A 19,011-nucleotide genomic window follows, 5' to 3' on the forward strand; every position below is an offset into this window, starting at 1 on the left:
CAGCATGACCCCATATGGAAAAATGGCGATAACAGGCAGGGAAAAGAAACAGAAAAAGAGGTAAAAGGCGGGGAAATGGCGACCTCATCTCCCGCAGGCTGGGCTTCAGAAAACCAGGAGGTCATCCTCCCCGTGGACCATCCGCAATGTCGGTGATGACGCCGTTTTCGACGGTGACAAACTGCATGAATTCCCGCTTGCCGAAGTTGTAGGTCCAGCGTTCGGCATACTTGACCGTCACTCTCGCCCCGAAGCCGTTCTCCTCGAAGCGGGTGAGATCTTCCTTGAGCATCGGTTGGCCGCAGCGAACCAGCAGCTCTGCCGTGGTGTCTCCCTCGGTCAGCAAAGCGTTCTTGCAACGCAGGGTACCTGCCTGCACAGGCAAGGCCGCCACCAGCAACAACCACAGAACAGGTTTCATTTTGCACTCCATTTGAACAGCATGGCGCCCAGCGAGATGCACACCAGGGCGAACACCATGACCTGACCCAGAGGGCCTGCCACCTCCTGCCATCCCGCCCCTTCCAGCATCACGGCGCGGGCTGCTTCGATGATCTGGCTGAGGGGCAGCCTGGCCGCAAGCTGCTGCAGCCAGGCGGGCGCGCCTTCCAGCGAGAACCAGACACCGGATAAAAACATCATGGGCAAGCTAATGAGATTGAGCAAACCGCTCGCCAGCTCCTCGTTCTGCAGGCGAGCGGCGATGAGCAGGCCAAGGGAGGCCATCGCCGTTCCTCCCGCCAGAGCGATCACCAGCAGCAGCCACCCCGACCCGATGAGGGGCACATCCAGCAGCCAGTAGGCCGCGCAGAAGACCAGCAGGCTCACCACCAGGGTGATCAGCACCCGTGACAGCAACTGGGCGAAGAGAAACTCCAGCGCGCCGAGCGGCGTGGCTCGCAGCCGTTTCAGCACCCCGTTCTTGCGATAACGCACGATGACAAACCCGACCCCGAACAGGCCGGAGAACATCAGGTTCATGCCGATCACCCCGGGCAGCAGCCAGTCGCCGTAGCGGATGGCGCGCCCGCTCAGGGTCTCTCTTTGCAAGGGCACCTGCACCGCCTGGCGCAGCAGATACTCGGCCATGGCCCCCTGAGGGGCGTCCGGGTTTATCCAGTAACGCCCCCCGGCGGGTGAAAGCAGCAGGTCCAGCTGATGGTGACGGACCTTGAGCTGGCCTCTCGACGCCTCGTCATAGGGGATGATCTTGAGCAGTGGCACGGCGCGCAGCGGGGCATAGGTTGCGGGCAGTTCCCCCACCACCCCGATCTGCACCAGCGGTTTGGGCGGGCCGGAGAAGATGAGGGAGAAGCCGATGACCAGCAGGAGCGGGAAAAGCAGGTTCCACACCAGGGCCGCGCGATCGCGTACGAACTCGAGGGTACGGGCATAGAAGAGCGCCCCGATGCGCTTGAGGGATCCCTTCATCGTCCACTCCCGGGATTGCATGTCGGCAAGGCGTACCACAGCCCGGAGGCCACGGTCAGACAGAACTCGGTCATCCCTCTCATGCGCCGCTCCGCAGGCTGTGGCCGGTCAGGTTCAGGAAGAGATCCTCCAGATTGGGGGAGCGCACCTGCATGCCGGTGAGCGGCACACCAAGATCCAGCAAGGCTGGCAGCAGGGTCGCCACGTCGGGGCAACAGAGCTCCACCTGATCGCCAACCGGACGCAGGGGATAGCCGAGCCCAGCCAGGGCCGGGTGGCCCCCAAGACGCACCAGCACGCCATCAAAGTGTTGCGCCAGCAAGGCGGCCGGCGTGTCCAGACTGAGCAGGTGACCGTGATCGACGATGGCAATCAGATCGCACAGCTGCTGCGCTTCGTCCATGTAGTGGGTGGTGAGCACCACCGTCTTGCCCTGGGCCTTGATCGCCTCTATTCGCTGCCAGAAGTGGTGGCGCGCCTGGGGATCCAGTCCTGTGGTGGGCTCATCCAGAAACAGCAGTTCGGGATCCCCGAGCAGGGCCAGAGCCAGCAGCAGGCGCTGACGCTGGCCCCCCGAGAGCTTGCGACTGTCCCTGTCGATGAACTCGCCCAGGGCGCACAGATCGATGAGCAGCTCCCGTGGCAAGGGATTGGGGTAGAGGCTGGCGAACAGGCGCAGGGTATCGCGCACCGTCAGGAAATCCTGCAGCGCCGTGTGCTGGAACTGGATGCCGATGCGGGAGCGATAATCCGGGCCGCGCGGGGCGCCGTGAAACAGGATCTGGCCGCTGTCCGGGGTGAGGATCCCCTCCAGCATTTCTATGGTCGTGGTCTTGCCCGCCCCGTTCGGGCCGAGCAGGCCGAAGCAGCTGCCGGCGGGAATGGCAAAACTGAGCCCGTCCACCGCCTTGACGCCGGGGAAGTGCTTGACGAGATCGACGACCTCGATGATGGCTGCCATGGCGTGTCTCCCTCACATGGCCGGAATGGACGACGCTCTGACTATATCCAAATCCCCGCCGAAGGCACATGGCCCGTTTGGGCGGTCCAAAAACAAACGGCGACCTCAGGGTCGCCGTTTGCATCACGCCAGCCGGATCACAGGATGTCCAGCAGCTCCACTTCGAATACCAGAGCGGAGTACGGCGGGATGGAGCCGGCACCACGGGCACCGTAGGCCAGATCCTGCGGAATGTAGAGCTTCCACTTGGAGCCAACCGGCATCATCTGCAGCGCTTCCACCCAACCGGCGATCACGCCGGTCACCGGGAACTCGGCCGGTTGGCCGCGAGCAACAGAGCTGTCGAACACGCCACCGTGGGTGAAGGTACCGTGGTAGTGCACGCGCACGGACTGACCGGCAACCGGCACGGCGCCATTGCCTTCGACCATGACTTCATATTGCAGACCGGAGTCGGTGGTCTTCACTTCGGCGCGCTTGGCGTTGTCGGCCAGGAAGGCTTCGCCTTCGGCGGCAGCGGCCTTGGCGGCAGCTTCCTGCTCTTCCTGCATGCGGGCGGTGATCACCTGGAAGGCATCGTTGATATCGTCACGGCTGACCGCGAACTCCAGGCCGTTCAGGGCATCTGCCAGACCTTGTTGCAGGGCCGGGATATCCAGACCGGCGAAGGCTTGCTGAGCCAGTTGGTCGCCCATGTTACGGCCGATGCCGTAGCTGGCCTTCTGTTCGATAGAGTCGTATTGGGACATTGAGAGGTTGCTCCGGGTCCTGATGGTAAAAGAGACGGGATGATAACAGACTTTTTCGCACCGTGCTGCCAAGACGCCCCTCAATTGCCCGCCGGTGGGAGACGCCTCACATCGGCCCCCTCATCCCCGCCCCTTCTCCCGCATAGAGGAGAAGGGAGGAAAAAAACAGCACCATCACCCTTGCTCACATTCAAGCCGTATCAGGCCCTGTCCAGCAGTGCCCGCACCGCCGCGACCTTGGCGCCGTCGGTGATATTGACCCGGCCGTCGTCCGAGGTGCCCATGTTGACGTCACAGAGAGAGGCACCATGGCGCCGCACGGTCTGTATCAGGCCTTGTCCAGCAGTGCCCGCACCGCCGCGACCTTGGTGCCGTCGGTGATGTTGACCCGGCCGTCGTCCGAGGTGCCCATGTTCACACCATGGGGCACCATGCCGCCGCGCCAGCCCATGCCGGACATGTGCACTTCATTGACGCCGGTGAATTCGATGATGGTGCGCACGTTGTCGGCGTTGACCCCGGCTCCCGGCATCAGGCTGGCCCGTCCCGCCAGCGCCTGGTGCATGGCCTGCAGGGTTTCGAGCCCCGCCAGCGCGGTCGGCGCATGGCCGGAGCTCAGAATGCGCTCGCAACCCGCCGCGACGATCGTCTCGAGATCCAGCCGCCAGTCGGAGGAGAGATCGATGGCCCGGTGGAAGGTGACGCCGAGCGGCCCCGCCGCCTCGACCAGTTGCCGGAGCTTGCCTTCGGGTACCCGTCCATCTTCATCCAGCAGACCGACCACCACCCCTTGCAGGCCCGCAGCACGAGCGGCGGCGATATCCAAGAGCATCATCTCGAACTCGCCGTCGTTGAAGCAAAAATCTCCGGCGCGTGGACGGATCATGGCGTAGACGGGGATGGTGGCGTGGCGCGCCACCTGCTGCATGAAACCATAGGAGGGAGTGAGACCGCCCAGCCCCAGCGCAGAGCAGAGCTCGATGCGATCGGCGCCGGCCGCCTGGGCGGTGAACAGGGATTCGAGGTTGTCGATACAGATTTCAAGACGGGTCATGATGACTCCTTGTTCGGGGAGATCAGACCCTCTGTCCGATCTCACAGATTGAGCAGGGCTGCACCGCGCACACCGCCGGCACCACCGAATCGGGCCTCGCGGATCGCCGGCAGGGCGACACCGGGCAGCAGGTGACCGGGCAGACGTTTGGGCAGCTCCTCATAGAGGGCTGGCAGGGCGCTCAGGCCGCCCCCCAGCACCACCACATCGGGATCAATCACCGAGATGGCGGTGGCGAGGCCAGCAGCGATGATCTCGAGCCAGCAGTCGATGGTCGAGAGGGCCGCCGCCTCACGGGCATCGGCACGGGCGACAATCTGGTGGCCGCTCACCCGTTCCCCATGAACATGGTGGTATAGCCGCTCCAGGCCCGTGCCCGACGCATAGGTTTCGAAACAGACCAGGCGCCCGCAGCCACAGCGGGGACGGGGCAAATCCGGGTATTTCATCAGGATGGTGGCGGGCAGCGGGTAGTGACCTATCTCCCCCGCCAGCCAGTTGCGCCCCTGGATGAGCTTGCCCGCCAGGTAGACGGCGCCGCCGATGCCGGTGCCTATGGTGACGCCGAGGGCGCTGCCAGCACCGTCTGCGGCCCCCTGATGCACTTCCGACAAGAGGAAACAGTTGGCGTCATTGTCGACCTTGACCGGTCGGCCCAGCAGTTCGGCCAGATCCGCCCCCAGATGGCGGCCATGGATGGCGGGCAGGTTGGCCGCCACTATGCTCCCGTCGAGGCGATTGAGGATCCCCGGAAACCCGATGCCGACGGCCCCTTTCACCCCGAAGCGCGCATCCGCCGCCTCGACCCGCTCGCGGATCAGCTGCTGCAACCCTTCGTAATCATTGCCGGGAGTGCTCATGCGCTCCTCGTGACAGAGATTCAAGACGCCGTCATACACAGCGAACGCTATCTTGGTGCCTCCAATGTCAAATCCGTAGTACATGCCACACTCCCTTGCGGTGGACCCGGCCACCTCAGTCTGTCCAGATGGGGCACATTGTATTAATTCGCAAAAAAAATAAAGTGACCGAGGGCGAAAAACGGGAGCCAGCTCAAAGCAGACGGAACATTTGTCGTTGTTGGCAAGGTTGTCCGAGACTCATCAGGGTGCGCTCCTGACCGTCGAACATGAAGCCGCGGCGCAGGTAGAATCCCTCGCCGATGTGATTGCCATCCAGCAGCCAGAGCCTGACGCACTCGCAACCGGCCCGGCGCATCTGCACCGCCACCGCCTGCCACAGCCGTTTGCCATGACCCTGACGCCAATGATCGGGATGAAGGTAGAGCGCCCGGATCCGCGCCGTCATCAAGCCTTCCTCCAAAGAGGGTTGCCAGTAGAGCAGGCCGATGACCACGTCGTCCTGACAGACCAGCATGGGAACGGGGCCAGGCTCGGCGAGCCGATGTCGCCAGATCTGCAGGTGGTCGGTCACCGCCAGCTGGGCCAGCATGTCGGCCCCCAGCACCTCCCCGTAGGCCGCCAGCCAGCTCGCCCGCTGCATCACCGTCATGGCGGCGGCATCGGTGGGACGCGCCAGGCGCAGGCTTACGCCTTGCACTGGGGAACCAGCCCTGATGCTTTCGCCTGCTGGTACAGGGGCTGCACTTCGGCCTGCTGGGCCTGCAGGTTGGCGATCCGGCTCTGGTCGCTGGGGTGGGTGGAGAGCAGCTGGGGCGGTGCCTTGCCACCGGAGGCGGCGCTCATGTTCTGCCACAGGGTGACGGCTTCGGCCGGGTTGAACCCGGCGCGGGCCATCAGCTCGAGGCCGAGCCGGTCCGCCTCGCTCTCCTGGGTTCTGCCATAAGGCAGGGCTATCCCCACCTGGACCCCGAGGCCCAGGGCGGCCATGGTGGCAGCGCCCCCGAGGCTGTCGCTGCTGCCGATGGCGGCGTCCGCCACCGCCAACCCGATACCGGTCAGCTGATCCCGGGAGAGGCGCTCGTTGGAGTGCTGGGCCAGCACGTGGGTCAGCTCGTGACCGATGACGGTGGCGAGCTGGTCCTGATTCTTGGCGACTTTCAGCAGGCCGCTGTAAACGCCTATCTTGCCGCCGGGCAGGGCGAAGGCGTTGATCTCCTTGGAGTCGAACACCACCACCTCCCAGCTGGTGATGCCATAGCTGGCAGGCACCTGGGCGGTCACCGCCTTGGCCACGCAGCCCACATAGGCATTCATCCTGGCATCCGAGCTCACCTTCTCCTGCTGCTTCATCTGGGTGAAGGAGTCGGCGCCCAGCTGGTTCATCTGCTGGGGGGAAAAGAGCAGCATCTGGTTGCGACCGGTCGGCGACTGGGCGCAGCCGGCCAGCAGGGCGCTGCACAAGGCCGTCAGGGCCAGTCTGGAGAGGGAAGATGCGCGCATGAGAGGGTCCTTTGCCGTGAAGTTGCCCTATTCTCGGAAATGCCGCCGCCCGGCGCAAGCCGGGCGCTGCGCCCTGCGACCAAAAAGATCCTGGGGCGCACCAATGAAAACGAGCCCGCATGGGGCTCGTTTTTCTGCAAGGGCTCGTTCTGTTACATGATGCCCAGCTTCTTCAGGTCGGCCTGAACCACCTTGGCCGGGACCGGCACATAGCCGTCCTTGGCAACGATGGTCTGGCCCGCCTTGGAGAGCATCATCTTCACAAACTCCTGCTCCATCGGGGAGAGCGGCTTGTTCGGATGCTTGTTCACGTAGACGTACAGGAAGCGCGACAGCGGGTACTTGCCGGTGATGGCGTTGTCGGAGTTCGCCTCGATGAAGGTCTTGCCATCCTTGGAGAGCGGAACGGCGCGCACCCCGGAGGTGACGTAGCCGATACCGGAGTAGCCGATGCCGTTCAGGGAGGAGGAGACGGACTGTACCACGGAGGCGGAGCCCGGCTGCTCGTTCACGCCGCTCTTGAAGTCACCGTTGCACAGGGCGTGTTCCTTGAAGTAACCGTAGGTACCGGACACGGAGTTGCGACCGAACAGTTGCAGATCCTTGCCGGACCAGCTGCCGTCCAGACCCAGATCAGACCACTTGGTGGCCGCCTTGGCTTCGCCGCACTTGAGGGTGCTGGAGAAGATGGCATCGATCTGAGACATGGTCAGCCCCTTGATGGGGTTGTCCTTGTTGACGAACACGGCCAGGGCATCGACGGCGACGCGGATGGCGGTCGGCTTGTAGCCGTAGCGCTTCTCGAATGCCTCCTCTTCACCGGCCTTCATGGCGCGGCTCATGGGGCCAAACTGGGCGACGCCCTCGGTCAGGGCAGTCGGTGCGGTGGAAGAACCGGCGGCCTGGATCTGCACGTTGACGTTGGGATACATGCGCTTAAATTCTTCGGCCCACAGGGTCATCATGTTGGCCAGGGTGTCCGAGCCGACAGAGGACAGGTTGCCCGAGATGCCGCTGGTCGGTGTGTATTCCGGCAGGTCTTTATCCACACCGGCAGCCAGAGCGCTGACAGAAAACAGGGTTGCTGCGGTGAATCCGATGACACCAGCCAGTTTGTTGAGTTTCATCCAATCTCTCCAAGTCCAAGGTTGCAGAAGGCAATCGTCAGGTTGACGTCTAAACGTGGTTGACACCCGATCGCAATGATCCGTGGGCCAGCACCACTCCTTCTCCAGTGTTACAGAAGGTCCGTTCTTTAAGACGGCGCCAGTATCTGGCCTGGCAGTGACAAATTTATGGAATTTATATGACACTTTGATGACATGGGCCGAGAGTGGCCCGGATGAAAAAAGGGCTGCGATGCAGCCCTTCTCTCCTTGCTAACACATTGACACAAAATATTATTTCACCAGCACCATGCGGGCGGGAATGAGAAAGCTGAAGCGGCTGCCCGCACCGACCCGGCTCTCGATATCGAGATGGGCATCGTGATGACTCAGGGCATGCTTGACGATGGCAAGGCCGAGCCCGGACCCTCCGGTGTGGCGCGAGCGGGCCTTGTCGACCCGATAGAACCGCTCGGTGAGCCGTGCCAGATGCTCGGGGGGGATCCCCTCCCCCTCATCCTGCACCGCAAACAGCGCCATGCTCCCCTGCTTGCGCCACTCCACGGTGATCTTGCGCCCCGCCGGGGTGTAGTGGATGGCGTTGTAGACCAGGTTGGAGACGGCGCTGCGCAGTTGATCCTGATCCCCGCGCACCAGCAGATTGGGCTGAACCATGAAGACGATCTCGTGGGCCCGCTCGCCGGAGAGCGCCCGCGCCTCCTGCTCCAGCAGCCCCAGCATGGCGGGCATGTCCACCAGATGGGAGAGATCCACGGTGGGCGCCGCCTCGATGCGCGACAGGGTGAGCAGCTGGTTGACCAGATTGTCCATGCGGATCGTCTGCTCCATCATCACCTTGTGCGCCTTGGCCCACATGGCGGGGGGCGGCGGCTCCTCGGTCATCTCCAGATACCCCTTGAGCACGGTGAGGGGGGTGCGCAGCTCGTGAGAGACGTTGGAGACGAAGTGCTTGCGCGTCTTCTCCAGGCTGCGCAGCCGGGTCACGTCCCGCACCACCAGCATGGCCTGGTCCTCCGCATAGGGCATGATGCGAAATTCGAGGAACTTCTCCTCGTTGATGGGGGAGTGCATCTCGAACGGCTCGTCATACTGCCCCTTGCCCAGATAGGCGACGAAGGCGGGGTGACGGATCAGGTTGCCGATGTGCTGGCCGGCATCCTCGGGCCAGCGAAAGCCGAGCAGTTGCTCCGCCAGCCGGTTGCACCAGAGGATGCTGCCGTCGGTGCGAAACACCACGGCCGCATCGGGCAGCGCCTCCGCCCCTTCCCGAAAACGGCGGATGAGGCCCGCCAGCTCCCGGCGCCGGGCCCGGTGACGCTGCTGCAACTTGTAGATGCCGTTGAAGATGTGCTCCCAACTGCCGCTGCCGTGGGGCGGCACCAGGCTGCGATCGTGCCACAGCCAGTCCGACAGCCGCTTCTGGAAGCGGTAGTGCCAGACCAGGTGCACCACAGTGGCCACCAGCAGGCAGAGAACGAGATGATCGATTAACCAACCTACCAAGACGAAGGGGCTGTAGAAGAACGCCATTCGCCACAACTGTCGCCGCCAGGCGTAAGGTTGCAACATTAAGATCTCCTAGAGACAGCAAAGAGCCGGGTCCAATGCCCGCCGGCAGGCGCTGGCGGCACTGGCCCTGACCTAGAGACGGGTCGAGAAGCGGTAGCCGGCCCCGCGCACCGTCTGGATCAATCTGTCGTGCCCCGTCTCTTCGATGGCCTTGCGCAGGCGGCGAATGTGCACGTCCACCGTCCTGTCCTCGACATACACGTTGGTACCCCAGACGTTGTTGAGCAACTGCTCGCGGCTGTAGACCCGCTCGGGGTGGGTCATGAAGAAGTGCAGCAGCTTGAATTCGGTCGGCCCCATGTCGAGGGCCTTCTCCTCGGCACTGACCCGGTGGGAAACGGGATCCAGCTTTAGCCCCTGCACCTCGATCACCTCGTCCACCGAGGTGGGAGAGACACGGCGCATCACGGCGTGCAGGCGGGCGGTGAGCTCCTTGGGGGAGAAGGGCTTGGTGATGTAGTCGTCGGCACCGGCCTCGAGCCCGCGCACCTTGTCCTCTTCCTCGCCCCGGGCGGTCAGCATCACCACCGGGATCTGGCGAGTCATCTCATCCTGCTTGAGCTGCTTGAGGAACTGGATACCACTGCCACCTGGCATCATCCAGTCCAGCACGATGAGTTCGGGGTAGGGTTCGCGCACCTTTGCCAGTCCATCGGCGTAATCTTCTGCTTCTACTGTTTCATATCCCTTCTGCTCAAGCACGAAGCAGAGCATTTCGCGGATCGGTGCCTCGTCCTCGACCACCAGAATTCGCTTAGCCATATCCCTTCTCTCTCCTCTGTGAAGATGGGTGCGCCAATTATTAGAACTTTCTGTGACACTTTTATGACTTTATGACGGGCGGGATGATAAACGTTTTCAGATTCAGTTGGCAGCAGCGAGTTGCAGCAGGTCCCAGCGATTGCCACTGATGTCCTCGAACACCACCACGGTGCCGTAAGGTTCGAGGCGCGGCTGTTCACAAAAATGAACGCCATAGGCCTGCATCCGCTCGTAATCGCCCCAGAAGTCGTCGGTCTCAAGGAACAGGAAGACTCGACCGCCCCCCTGGCGACCGATGGCGGCGCGCTGCTCCTCGTTGGCCGCGCGGGCCAGCAGCAGGGCGGAACCGGGAGCCCCCTTGGGAGCGACCCGCACCCAGCGTTTGCCCGGTTTGCCCGGCTCGTCGAGGGGGGTATCCTCCAATAGCTCGAAGCCCATTCCCCGGGTGAAGAAGGCGATGGCCTCGTCGTAATCCGCCACCAGCAGCGTCAGGGCGCCAATGTGTTGTGCCATGGCATCTCTCCTCGGATGGATGATGGGGCGCATGATAGCCCCGCCCGGCCATGGGCTCCAGCGCCGGTTCAGTCGGGCGCCACCTCCACCCGGTTGCGACCATTCTGCTTGGCCTGATAGAGCGCCTCGTCGGCCCGCTTGAGCGCCTGCTCCAGGCTATCCTTGCGCCGCTCGGCCACCCCGAAGGAGGCGGTGATCCTGAGCCCGAGGGGCCAGCCTCTGTACGCCTCGAGCGCCGCTCTCAGCCGCTCCGCCAGGGCGGCGGCCCGTCCCTCGTCGTAATGGAGACAGACCAGCACGAACTCCTCCCCGCCCCAGCGCACCAGGCGGCACAGGCTGTCACAATGGCGCAGCAGCTCGCTCACCATGTGCTTGAGCACCTCGTCCCCCATGGGGTGGCCGTGGGTGTCGTTGACCCCCTTGAAGTGATCGATGTCGATATAGATGAAGGAGAGCGGCATCTCGCCGAGCTCGCTCAAGAGCTTCTCCCCCCCGAGCCGGTTGAGGGCCCCGGTCAGGGGATCGTAGCGGGCCTCCTCCTCGGTGCGGCGGTTCTGCTCGCTCAGGCTCTGGCTGAGGGCCTCCGCCGCCAGCCGCGCCTCACGGGCCTTGCGCAGCCGATCCCCCATCCACAGGTACTGGATCAGGAACAGCAATATCCCGTAAATCAGCCAGCCCAGCAGCAGCTGGCGGTAGAAGTCTCCCGGCTTGCCCCAGCGGCCATAAAACTCCATCGTCTCCAGGATCAGCCGGTAGTCCCCGGGTTGCATCTTGTCGTCGGTGGCAAGCTCGATGGCATAGACATGGTGCAGATCCGGGCCCTGCTGCGCCAGCGGGATCCGGTACTGCTGCACCCACCAGGAGCTGGGGGCGAACACCTTGAGGGGAACGTCCTGGATGCGGCCGTAATCGTCGGGGCGAAAGAGCACCTCGTTGAACTTGTGGGAGATCTCGTCCCCGGCGATGGAGTAGGCGGGATCATAGTTGCGCAGATAGAGGCGCCAGCTCTGCGACCCCTCCCCTTCCACCCGCAACTTGACCCGCACGCCATCGAAATGGGAGAGATCCATGCCCCGCTCCGGCGCAGAGAGGGTCAGGATCAGCTCGCAGAAGGGGGAGGCGTAGCCCGCACGCAGCCGGCAGTCGATGGCCGGCTTGTCGCCATCGGCCATCAGCGTGGTGACCGAGTGGCCCCCCTGGCTGCGATCATCCTGGGCCCTGGCGGCGATGCCGGCCTGGCTCAGGATGTCCAGCCGCCGCTCGGGGCCGAACTCGAACGCCAGTATGGCCAGCAGGCTGCTGAGCAGCAGGCTCCAGAACAACAGATTGGTCATGCGGGAATAGGATGGGGTCATGGCAATCACACCTGAAAAAGAGCTTTTACTCTACACCTTGTGATTCCGCACCGTGCTGATCCAGATCCAAGGTTATTACACGCGCCCTCATGGGCGCAGGGGCATGGGTCGGCTCAGTCGCCTACCATCTGCCGGGTTGATTCCTGTCGGCATTGCACCGCAAGAGGCGGACGCCAGCTCCGGGGGAAGCGGCTTCCCGATGTCATCATTCCTTTCACCACTGAGCACCACATGCCATTGAAAAATAAAGAAAAATCATCGCAGTGCCCCAGTCTACACAAGCGCTGGACGGCGCGACACCCTTCACCCCTCCTCCCGCAGTGCCCGATAGAGGGTAGTGCGACTGATGCCAAGACGGCGCGCCGCCTCGCTCACGTTGCCGCCGCACTCTGCCAGGGTCTGCTGCACCCGCTGCCGACTCTGCTCGCGCAGGGTACTCCCTCCCAAAGGTGAGCTCTGCCCCCCCTCCACGGCGGGCAGATGCAGATGGGCAGGTTCAATCCAGCCCTGCCCCTCTGCCAGTACACAGGCCACCTCCAGCGCCTGTTTGAGCTGGCGCACGTTGCCGGGCAGAGGGTGAGCCAGCAACCGCTGCTCCGCCTCCCGGCTCAGTTGTAGCGCCGGGTCCATCTGGGCGAGCAGGTTCAGGATCAACCCCTGACGCTCGGGCACCGACCAGGCCCGCAGGGGTGCCAGTTGCTGGCGCCAGCCGCAGATGCGGTAGTAGAGATCTTCGCGAAAGGTGCCGGCCGCCACCATGGCCGCCAGATCCCGATGGCTGGCGCTGACCAGCCAGAAATCCACCGCCTCGGGTCTGTGGCTGCCTACCGGGGTGACGACGCGCTCCTGCAACACCCGCAGCAGCCGGGTCTGGGCCTGGAGCGGCAGCTCGCCAATTTCATCCAGCATCAGGATGCCGCCGTGGGCGGCGCGCAGATAGCCCTGGCTGCCCTGGCTGCGGGCACCGCTGAAGGCCCCCCCCACGTAGCCGAACAGCTCGGCCTCCACCAGCTCCGCCGGCAGGGCGCCGCAGTTGACGCACACCAGAGGGCGCTCCCGACGGCTCGATCTGGCGTGCAGGGTGCGCACCAGGTGCTCCTTGCCGCTGCCGGTCTCCCCCTCGATGAGCAATGAGATGCCCCGCTCCAGCATCTTGAGCGGCACCTGCTGCGCCTGCGATCCCCCCTCCTCAACCGCGCTCGGCAGGGGGAGCCTGGCGGCGCGCTCCCCCGCCTCCGGCACCAGCCGCAGGCCGCGGCGCTCGCGCAGCAACTGCTGACCGTCGAAGGGGTGCTGGCCGAGCCAGAGCCGACCTGCCCGGTTGGCCCCGAGCAGCTCGCCCCCTTCCCCCAGCAGCAGGCGGGCAGACCAGAGACTCTGGGGATCGAGATCCACCAGCCAGCCCGGCTGGCGGGCCAGCAGGGCGTTTTCCAGGGTCATGGCCAGGAGGCGCACGGTGCCCAGCATGTCGCCGCCGTGGTGGGCCGCATCGGTGGAGATGTCGAGCACGCCGAGCAGTTGCCCGTCCGGCCCGAGCAGGGGGCAGGCGCTGCAACTGAGAAAGCTGTGCTGGGCGAAGAAGTGCTGCGCCCCCAGCACCTGCACCTCGCTCTGCTCGGCCAGCGCGGTGCCGATGGCGTTGGTGCCCTTGCTCGCCTCCCCCCAGCGGGCGCCGCTGCGCAAAAAAATGCGCTCGGCATGGCGGGCAAACCGGTCGTCTCCGCTCACCGCGAGGATGGCCCCCTCGCCGTCACACAACAGCAGACGACAGGGTCTCCCCGCCAGCAACTGGCCAAAGAGCGGCAGCACGAAGCGCTGGAAGCAGGCGATGAGCGTCCTGTGCTGCTCCTGGCGAGCCGACAGCTCCCCCTGGGGCAGCAAGTCCAGCTCGGCGCTCTGCTGGCGGCTCAGCCCCTGATGCAGGCAGCGCTCCCAGGAGCGCTGGATTGGGCTGGCACCGGATTGAGGCAACTCGCTCATCACACCTCCTTCTACACACTCGCGAATAGGGCCGCCTTGGGGGAGCGCCTTCATCACGTCTCCTGTTCACAAACGGCACAGTGTCACACCCGATGTTCAGAAACGGCACAGTTCGGGGGCCGCCCTGGGGGGCACTGGTTAACCAAGATACCCCTTGGCACCCCGTTTGATAACGTTTTTGCAACCTTTTTGTGTAGAGCGCCGCCCGCTGGCACGCCCCTTGCGATGACAGGAAGCAACCGGACTGCCCGCCAGGCCGGTCAGGACCACACACACATAAGGATGATGAGATGATTTATACCGCTCCCGGTCAGGCAGGTGCCCTGGTCAGCTTCAAATCCCGTTATGACAACTTCATCGGTGGCGACTGGGTGGCGCCGCGCGCCGGCCGCTATTTCGAGAACATCTCGCCGGTGGATGGCCGGGTGTTCTGCGAGGTGGCCCGCTCCGACGCCGCCGACATCGAGCTCGCCCTGGACGCGGCCCACAAGGCGTTCGCCAGCTGGAGCAAGACCAGCGTCACCGAGCGCAGCAACCTGCTGCTGCGCATCGCCGATCGCCTCGAACAGAACATTGAGCGGCTTGCCGTCGCCGAGACCTGGGAGAACGGCAAGGCGGTGCGCGAGACCCTGGCCGCCGACCTGCCCCTGGTGGTGGATCACTTCCGCTACTTCGCCGGCTGCATCCGCGCCCAGGAGGGCTCCGCCGCCGAGCTGGACCAGAACACCGTCAGCTACCACTTCAAGGAGCCCATCGGCGTGGTCGGCCAGATCATCCCGTGGAACTTCCCCCTGCTGATGGCCGCCTGGAAGCTGGCCCCGGTACTGGCGGCCGGCTGCTGCAGCGTGCTCAAGCCCGCCGAGCAGACCCCGGTCACCATCATGCTGATGATGGATCTCATCAAGGACATCCTGCCCCCCGGCGTGGTCAACGTGGTCAACGGCTTCGGCGCCGAGGCGGGCCAGGCGCTCGCCACCAGCAACCGGATCCAGAAGCTGGCGTTTACCGGCTCCACCGAGGTGGGCGCCCATATCCTGCGCTGCGCCGCCGACAAGCTGATCCCCTCCACCGTGGAACTCGGTGGCAAGTCCCCCAACATCTACTTCGCCGACGTGATGCAGCACGAGAGCAGCTACATCGACAAGGCGGTGGAAGGGATGCTGATGACCTTCTTCAACCAGGGGGAGGTGTGTACCTGCCCCTCCCGCGCCCTGGTGCAGGCCAGCATCTATGACGACTTCATGGACCGGGTGCTGGCCCGCGCCCGCACCATAGTGCAGGGCAACCCTCTCGACACTGCCACCCAGGTGGGGGCCCAGGCGTCCCGCGAGCAGTTCGACAAGATCCTGAGCTACATGGAGATCGGCCGCGGCGAAGGGGCAAAAATGCTGCTGGGCGGCGGCCCGGCCAAGGTGAGCGGGCTGGAGGGGGGCTTCTACATCCAGCCCACCATCTTCTCGGGCCAGAACAAGATGCGGGTGTTCCAGGAGGAGATCTTCGGGCCGGCGCTCGGGGTCACTACCTTCAAGGACGAGGCGGATGCGCTGGCCATTGCCAACGACACCCAGTACGGGCTGGGGGCCGGCCTGTGGACCCGGGACAGCAATCTGGCCTGGCGCATGGGGCGCGGCATCCAGGCCGGCCGGGTCTGGGTCAACTGCTACCACGCCTACCCGGCCCATGCGGCCTTTGGCGGCTACAAGAAGTCGGGGATCGGTCGCGAGACCCACAAGATGATGCTGGACCACTACCAGAACACCAAGAACCTGCTGGTGAGCCACGACATCAACCCCCTCGGCTTCTTCTAAGCCCATCCCGTGATCCACAAGGGCGCCTGCGGGCGCCCTTTTTCATGCGGTTCAGGCCACGGGTTGGCCCAGTTGCTGGCGATAGCGCTGGGGGGCGCAACCCTGTTCCCGCTGAAACATGGCGATGAAAGCCGAGGTGGAGGCGTAACCGAGACGCCAGGCGATCTCCTGCACCGGCATCTCGCCCCGCAGCCAGTCCAGCGCCTTCACCAGCCGCAGCCGGGTGCGCCACTGGCCGAGGCTCATGCCAAGCTCCTTCTGGCAGCGCCGCGCCAGGGTGCGCTCCGTGGTGTGCAGCGCCCTGGCCCACTCCACCAGCGTGCGGTTGTCCTCCGGCGCCGCCTGCAGCGCCGCCAGCAGGGGGGCGAGCAGGCGATCCCGGCTCTGGGGCAGGTAGCTCGGCTGGCAACGGGTGCGGGCCAGCTTCTCGATGAAGAGCTCACCCTGACGGGCATCCCACTCATCCTCCATGTGCCCGACCCGGCGCTGGGTGAAGTCCTCCAGCAGGGCCCGCAGCAAGGGGGTGAGGGCCAGCAGCTGGGGGGCTCGTGGCAGGCGCGGTGCCAGGGCGTGGCTCACGTAGATGGAGGTGTAATCCAGGGTCTGCTCGTTGAAGGCGGTGTGGGGAAGGTCCGCCGGCACCCAGATGAGGTAGTCCGGAGGCGCCACCAGCCGCTCTCCCCCCACCTCCACCACCATGACCCCCAGGCTGATGAGGCTGAGCTGACCCCAGGGGTGGGCGTGCTCGGCGCAGGCGTTGCCCCCCTGGATCTGGCTGTAGCGAAAGTAGAGGGGGTTGGGGTCGGCCAGCAGGCGATCCTGCTCGGCCAGGGTGAGGGTGCCCATGCAGATTGTCCCAAAGCGGTTATGACATGTCTTATTTACGCTACTTACCTCGTTCAAGACAAGGCTAGACTCTCCCCATCGTACCAAGGAGTGCCTATGCCTTTTCTCTTCCCCCTGCTCGCCATCCTGATCTGGGCCGCCAATACCGTGGTCTCCAAGGCCGCCGCCGGCGTGCTGGATCCCGCTGCCATCTCCTTCTATCGCTGGGTGATCGCCGCCCTCGCGCTCTCCCCCTTCTGCCTGCCGCAGCTCTGGCGCAGCCGGGCCGACATCCGCCCCTGGCTCGGCAAGCTGCTGGTGCTCTCCCTGCTCGGCATGGTGCTCTACCAGTGCCTCGCCTACTACGCCGCCCACAGCACCTCGGCCACCAACATGGGGGTCATCGGCTCCCTGCTGCCCCTGCTCACCCTGCTCATCGGGGCCTGCTGCTTTGGCCAGAAGCCGGGCAAGCAGGCGCTGCTCGGCATGAGCCTCTCCCTGTTCGGGGTGCTCTGGCTGCTGGGTCAGGGCAACCCCCTGGCACTGCTGCACAGCGGCATCAACCCGGGCGATGGCATGATGCTGCTGGGGGCGGCCAGCTATGCCCTCTATGGCCTCTTGATCCGCCGCTGGCAACTGCCGTTCGGCCCCTGGCTCAACCTCTACCTGCAGATCCTGCTGGCGGTGCTGCTGCTCATCCCGGTGGCCCTCTCTGCCGACTCCCTGGCCATTCCCGCCCAGGGCTGGAGCATGGTACTGTTCGCCGGCCTCGCCTCCTCCATCTTCGCCGCCTACTGCTGGATGCGCGGCCTCGCCACCCTGGGGGCGGAGCGCACCTCGGTCTTCATGAACCTGATGCCCCTGTGCACGGCCCTCATCGCCGTCATCACCCTGGGGGAGCCCATCCACGGCTATCACCTGCTGGGGGGCGGCCTCATCCTGACCGGGGTCATGCTCTCCCAGCTCAAGCCGAGGGTACGCCGTCCTCTGCCGGAAGGTGCTTGAGCCGGCCAGCACCATGAAAGAAGGGAGCCTCGGCTCCCTTCTTGCTGCCCTCGTCAGGGCACACCTGACCTTTTCGTCAGGGTGGCGTCTCCTCCTTAATCCCTGCCCCCCCGCCCCTTGTCATGGGCGGCGAAGGCGCTGCGGGCCGCACTGATGCCATTCATGCAGGCGGGCACTCCGGCATAGACGGCGACCTGGAGCAGGATCTCGATGATGGTCTCCCGGCTGACCCCCACATTGAGGGCGGCCCGGATATGGAACTCGAGCTGTCCGGGCGACGTGCCCATTCCCATCAGGGTCGCCACCGTGAGCATCTCGCGGGTGCAGAGATCGATGCCGGGACGGGCGAGCACATCGGCAAAGGCAAACCCCAGCACCAGCTCGGCAAGCTCGGGTGACAGGGCATCTAGGCTGGCGGCGACCCGCGTGGGCGCCAGGGGATCGAGCCGGGCCAGCAGCGCGAACGCCCGTTCACGGCGATCCGTGTGCGAGCCGCTCATGCGTTCACCCCCTTCATCCCCTCGGCGGTATAGCGCTCCCCCGCCACCGGCAGGGTCCGGATGGCCTGTCCCAGGGCCCCGAGCTCCGCTGGGGAGAGGCGCACCGAGAGGGCGCCGAGGTTATCCTCAAGGTGGGTCAGGCGCCGGGTGCCGGGGATGGGCACTATCCCCTCCCACTGCGCCAGCAGCCAGGCCAGGGCTATCTGCGCCGCCGAGCATCCCTTCTGCTGCGCCAGGGCCATGACCGCCTGCACCAGGGTGCGGTTGGTGGCGAGGTTGTCCTCCTGAAACCGCGGCAGACCGGCCCGAAAATCCCCCTCCTCGAACACCGCCTCCTGCTGGTAGCGCCCGGTCAGAAACCCGCGCCCCAGGGGGGAGTAGGCCACCAGACCAATCCCCAACTCCCGGCAGGCGGGCAGCACCGCCGCCTCCACCTCCCGCGTCCAGAGGGAGTATTCGGTCTGCACCGCCGCCACCGGGTGCACGGCATGGGCGCGCCTCAGGGTGGCCTCGCTCACCTCGCACAGACCGATGCGGGCTATCTTGCCCTCCTGCACCAGCTGCGCCAGCCCGGCCATGGTCTCCTCGACGGGATGGGCCGGATCGAGGCGGTGTACATAGTAGAGATCGATCTGCTCGATGCCGAGGCGGCGCAGGGAGCCCTCGCAGCTCTGGCGCGCATAGCGGGCACTGTTGTCGAGGGTACGCCTGTACTCCCCGTGCTGGCGCACGATGCCAAACTTGGTGGCGACCTTCACCTGCCCCCGCCGGGTCGCGAGAAAACGCCCGATCAGCGCCTCGTTGTGGTGGGGGCCGTACATGTCGGCGGTGTCGAGCAGGTCGATGCCCCGCTCCACCGCCTCCGCCAGCACCCGCAAGGACGTCTCATCGTCCCGCGGCCCGTAGAATTCGCTCATCCCCATGCAGCCCAGCCCCAGGGCAGAGACCTGCAGATTGGCTCCCAGTGTTCGTCGTTGCATCGCATTTTCTCCCTGACAAGTTGCAGGGG

The 19,011-nt window shown here is 65.0% G+C and carries 20 protein-coding genes; 2 read left to right on the plus strand and 18 right to left on the minus strand.

Annotated features, from left to right (window positions below; all coding sequences use genetic code 11):
• Positions 1-121: 121 nt before the first annotated feature.
• The 15 genes from C2U37_RS00955 to C2U37_RS01025 all read right to left on the minus strand — a co-directional run bounded on the left by C2U37_RS00955 (position 122) and on the right by C2U37_RS01025 (position 13,864).
• On the minus strand, positions 122-433 hold the full coding sequence (locus tag C2U37_RS00955) for a DUF2845 domain-containing protein (RefSeq protein ID WP_029313965.1): 312 nt from the start codon (positions 431-433) through the stop codon (positions 122-124).
• Positions 418-1,431, minus strand: coding sequence for an ABC transporter permease (locus C2U37_RS00960; RefSeq protein ID WP_104451726.1), 1,014 nt, complete (start codon positions 1,429-1,431; stop codon positions 418-420). Before C2U37_RS00960 ends, C2U37_RS00955 begins: the two co-directional genes overlap by 16 nt.
• Positions 1,432-1,510: 79 nt before the next feature.
• Positions 1,511-2,392, minus strand: coding sequence for an ABC transporter ATP-binding protein (locus tag C2U37_RS00965; RefSeq protein WP_043152369.1), 882 nt, complete (start codon positions 2,390-2,392; stop codon positions 1,511-1,513).
• A 137-nt stretch (positions 2,393-2,529) separates the two neighbouring features.
• The gene (locus C2U37_RS00970; RefSeq protein ID WP_010673478.1) at positions 2,530-3,141 is read right to left on the minus strand and encodes an FKBP-type peptidyl-prolyl cis-trans isomerase; all 612 of its coding nucleotides are present in this window, start codon (positions 3,139-3,141) and stop codon (positions 2,530-2,532) included.
• A 200-nt stretch (positions 3,142-3,341) separates the two neighbouring features.
• Positions 3,342-3,461 carry a copper homeostasis protein CutC gene (locus C2U37_RS00975; protein WP_080990052.1) on the minus strand — a complete coding sequence of 40 codons (120 nt, stop codon included), beginning with the start codon at positions 3,459-3,461 and terminating at the stop codon, positions 3,342-3,344.
• A gap of 8 nt (positions 3,462-3,469) precedes the next feature.
• Entirely contained in the window at positions 3,470-4,195 is a 726-nt protein-coding gene (locus C2U37_RS00980) for a copper homeostasis protein CutC (protein ID WP_102948790.1), read from the minus strand.
• Between the two features lie 41 nt (positions 4,196-4,236).
• A complete protein-coding gene (locus C2U37_RS00985; protein WP_102948791.1) occupies positions 4,237-5,139 on the minus strand; it encodes an ROK family protein in 903 nt (300 codons plus the stop codon).
• A gap of 109 nt (positions 5,140-5,248) precedes the next feature.
• Entirely contained in the window at positions 5,249-5,755 is a 507-nt protein-coding gene (locus C2U37_RS00990; RefSeq protein WP_102948792.1) for a GNAT family N-acetyltransferase, read from the minus strand.
• The gene (locus C2U37_RS00995) at positions 5,743-6,558 is read right to left on the minus strand and encodes a M48 family metallopeptidase (protein ID WP_102948793.1); all 816 of its coding nucleotides are present in this window, start codon (positions 6,556-6,558) and stop codon (positions 5,743-5,745) included. Before C2U37_RS00995 ends, C2U37_RS00990 begins: the two co-directional genes overlap by 13 nt.
• A gap of 152 nt (positions 6,559-6,710) precedes the next feature.
• Positions 6,711-7,685, minus strand: coding sequence for a PstS family phosphate ABC transporter substrate-binding protein (locus tag C2U37_RS01000; protein ID WP_010673473.1), 975 nt, complete (start codon positions 7,683-7,685; stop codon positions 6,711-6,713).
• A gap of 273 nt (positions 7,686-7,958) precedes the next feature.
• On the minus strand, positions 7,959-9,254 hold the full coding sequence (gene phoR / locus C2U37_RS01005) for a phosphate regulon sensor histidine kinase PhoR (RefSeq protein ID WP_010673472.1): 1,296 nt from the start codon (positions 9,252-9,254) through the stop codon (positions 7,959-7,961).
• 72 nt (positions 9,255-9,326) lie between these two features.
• The gene (phoB, locus tag C2U37_RS01010) at positions 9,327-10,016 is read right to left on the minus strand and encodes a phosphate regulon transcriptional regulator PhoB (protein WP_010673471.1); all 690 of its coding nucleotides are present in this window, start codon (positions 10,014-10,016) and stop codon (positions 9,327-9,329) included.
• A 102-nt stretch (positions 10,017-10,118) separates the two neighbouring features.
• Entirely contained in the window at positions 10,119-10,529 is a 411-nt protein-coding gene (locus tag C2U37_RS01015; protein ID WP_010673470.1) for a VOC family protein, read from the minus strand.
• A gap of 68 nt (positions 10,530-10,597) precedes the next feature.
• Positions 10,598-11,884 carry a GGDEF domain-containing protein gene (locus tag C2U37_RS01020; RefSeq protein WP_043152359.1) on the minus strand — a complete coding sequence of 429 codons (1,287 nt, stop codon included), beginning with the start codon at positions 11,882-11,884 and terminating at the stop codon, positions 10,598-10,600.
• 303 nt (positions 11,885-12,187) lie between these two features.
• Positions 12,188-13,864 carry a sigma-54-dependent Fis family transcriptional regulator gene (locus tag C2U37_RS01025; RefSeq protein ID WP_043152357.1) on the minus strand — a complete coding sequence of 559 codons (1,677 nt, stop codon included), beginning with the start codon at positions 13,862-13,864 and terminating at the stop codon, positions 12,188-12,190.
• 290 nt (positions 13,865-14,154) lie between these two features.
• Between C2U37_RS01025 and exaC the strand changes: the two genes are divergently transcribed.
• Positions 14,155-15,672, plus strand: coding sequence for an acetaldehyde dehydrogenase ExaC (exaC, locus tag C2U37_RS01030; protein ID WP_104451727.1), 1,518 nt, complete (start codon positions 14,155-14,157; stop codon positions 15,670-15,672).
• A gap of 51 nt (positions 15,673-15,723) precedes the next feature.
• Here the strand turns inward: exaC and C2U37_RS01035 are convergent, their stop codons facing one another.
• Positions 15,724-16,518: an AraC family transcriptional regulator gene (locus C2U37_RS01035; protein ID WP_102948795.1), complete on the minus strand. Its 795-nt coding sequence runs from the start codon at positions 16,516-16,518 to the stop codon at positions 15,724-15,726.
• A 96-nt stretch (positions 16,519-16,614) separates the two neighbouring features.
• Here C2U37_RS01035 and C2U37_RS01040 point away from each other — a divergent pair, with 96 nt between their 5' ends.
• Positions 16,615-17,502 carry a DMT family transporter gene (locus C2U37_RS01040; RefSeq protein ID WP_102948796.1) on the plus strand — a complete coding sequence of 296 codons (888 nt, stop codon included), beginning with the start codon at positions 16,615-16,617 and terminating at the stop codon, positions 17,500-17,502.
• 95 nt (positions 17,503-17,597) lie between these two features.
• Here C2U37_RS01040 and C2U37_RS01045 read toward each other — a convergent pair whose 3' ends face one another.
• Together C2U37_RS01045 and C2U37_RS01050 are read right to left on the minus strand one after the other, a co-directional pair.
• Entirely contained in the window at positions 17,598-18,002 is a 405-nt protein-coding gene (locus C2U37_RS01045; protein ID WP_104451728.1) for a carboxymuconolactone decarboxylase family protein, read from the minus strand.
• Positions 17,999-18,982 carry an aldo/keto reductase gene (locus tag C2U37_RS01050; protein ID WP_104451729.1) on the minus strand — a complete coding sequence of 328 codons (984 nt, stop codon included), beginning with the start codon at positions 18,980-18,982 and terminating at the stop codon, positions 17,999-18,001. Before C2U37_RS01050 ends, C2U37_RS01045 begins: the two co-directional genes overlap by 4 nt.
• Positions 18,983-19,011: the final 29 nt, after the last annotated feature.

The organism is Aeromonas sp. ASNIH1 (assembly GCF_002934285.1).
GTDB classification, from domain to species: domain Bacteria; phylum Pseudomonadota; class Gammaproteobacteria; order Enterobacterales; family Aeromonadaceae; genus Aeromonas; species Aeromonas caviae.

Excerpts from the sequence above, each read along its gene's own strand:
- C2U37_RS01000 (WP_010673473.1), bottom strand. The coding sequence starts at position 7,685 with ATGAAACTCAACAAACTGGCTGGTGTCATCGGATTCACCGCAGCAACC.
- C2U37_RS01050 (WP_104451729.1), bottom strand. The coding sequence starts at position 18,982 with ATGCAACGACGAACACTGGGAGCCAATCTGCAGGTCTCTGCCCTGGGG.
- phoB (WP_010673471.1), bottom strand. The coding sequence starts at position 10,016 with ATGGCTAAGCGAATTCTGGTGGTCGAGGACGAGGCACCGATCCGCGAA.
- C2U37_RS01020 (WP_043152359.1), bottom strand. The coding sequence starts at position 11,884 with ATGACCCCATCCTATTCCCGCATGACCAATCTGTTGTTCTGGAGCCTG.
- C2U37_RS00980 (WP_102948790.1), bottom strand. The coding sequence starts at position 4,195 with ATGACCCGTCTTGAAATCTGTATCGACAACCTCGAATCCCTGTTCACC.
- C2U37_RS00960 (WP_104451726.1), bottom strand. The coding sequence starts at position 1,431 with ATGAAGGGATCCCTCAAGCGCATCGGGGCGCTCTTCTATGCCCGTACC.
- C2U37_RS00965 (WP_043152369.1), bottom strand. The coding sequence starts at position 2,392 with ATGGCAGCCATCATCGAGGTCGTCGATCTCGTCAAGCACTTCCCCGGC.
- C2U37_RS00955 (WP_029313965.1), bottom strand. The coding sequence starts at position 433 with ATGGAGTGCAAAATGAAACCTGTTCTGTGGTTGTTGCTGGTGGCGGCC.
- C2U37_RS01035 (WP_102948795.1), bottom strand. The coding sequence starts at position 16,518 with ATGGGCACCCTCACCCTGGCCGAGCAGGATCGCCTGCTGGCCGACCCC.
- C2U37_RS01045 (WP_104451728.1), bottom strand. The coding sequence starts at position 18,002 with ATGAGCGGCTCGCACACGGATCGCCGTGAACGGGCGTTCGCGCTGCTG.
- phoR (WP_010673472.1), bottom strand. The coding sequence starts at position 9,254 with ATGTTGCAACCTTACGCCTGGCGGCGACAGTTGTGGCGAATGGCGTTC.
- C2U37_RS01015 (WP_010673470.1), bottom strand. The coding sequence starts at position 10,529 with ATGGCACAACACATTGGCGCCCTGACGCTGCTGGTGGCGGATTACGAC.
- C2U37_RS00995 (WP_102948793.1), bottom strand. The coding sequence starts at position 6,558 with ATGCGCGCATCTTCCCTCTCCAGACTGGCCCTGACGGCCTTGTGCAGC.
- C2U37_RS00970 (WP_010673478.1), bottom strand. The coding sequence starts at position 3,141 with ATGTCCCAATACGACTCTATCGAACAGAAGGCCAGCTACGGCATCGGC.
- C2U37_RS01040 (WP_102948796.1), top strand. The coding sequence starts at position 16,615 with ATGCCTTTTCTCTTCCCCCTGCTCGCCATCCTGATCTGGGCCGCCAAT.
- C2U37_RS00985 (WP_102948791.1), bottom strand. The coding sequence starts at position 5,139 with ATGTACTACGGATTTGACATTGGAGGCACCAAGATAGCGTTCGCTGTG.
- exaC (WP_104451727.1), top strand. The coding sequence starts at position 14,155 with ATGATTTATACCGCTCCCGGTCAGGCAGGTGCCCTGGTCAGCTTCAAA.
- C2U37_RS01025 (WP_043152357.1), bottom strand. The coding sequence starts at position 13,864 with ATGAGCGAGTTGCCTCAATCCGGTGCCAGCCCAATCCAGCGCTCCTGG.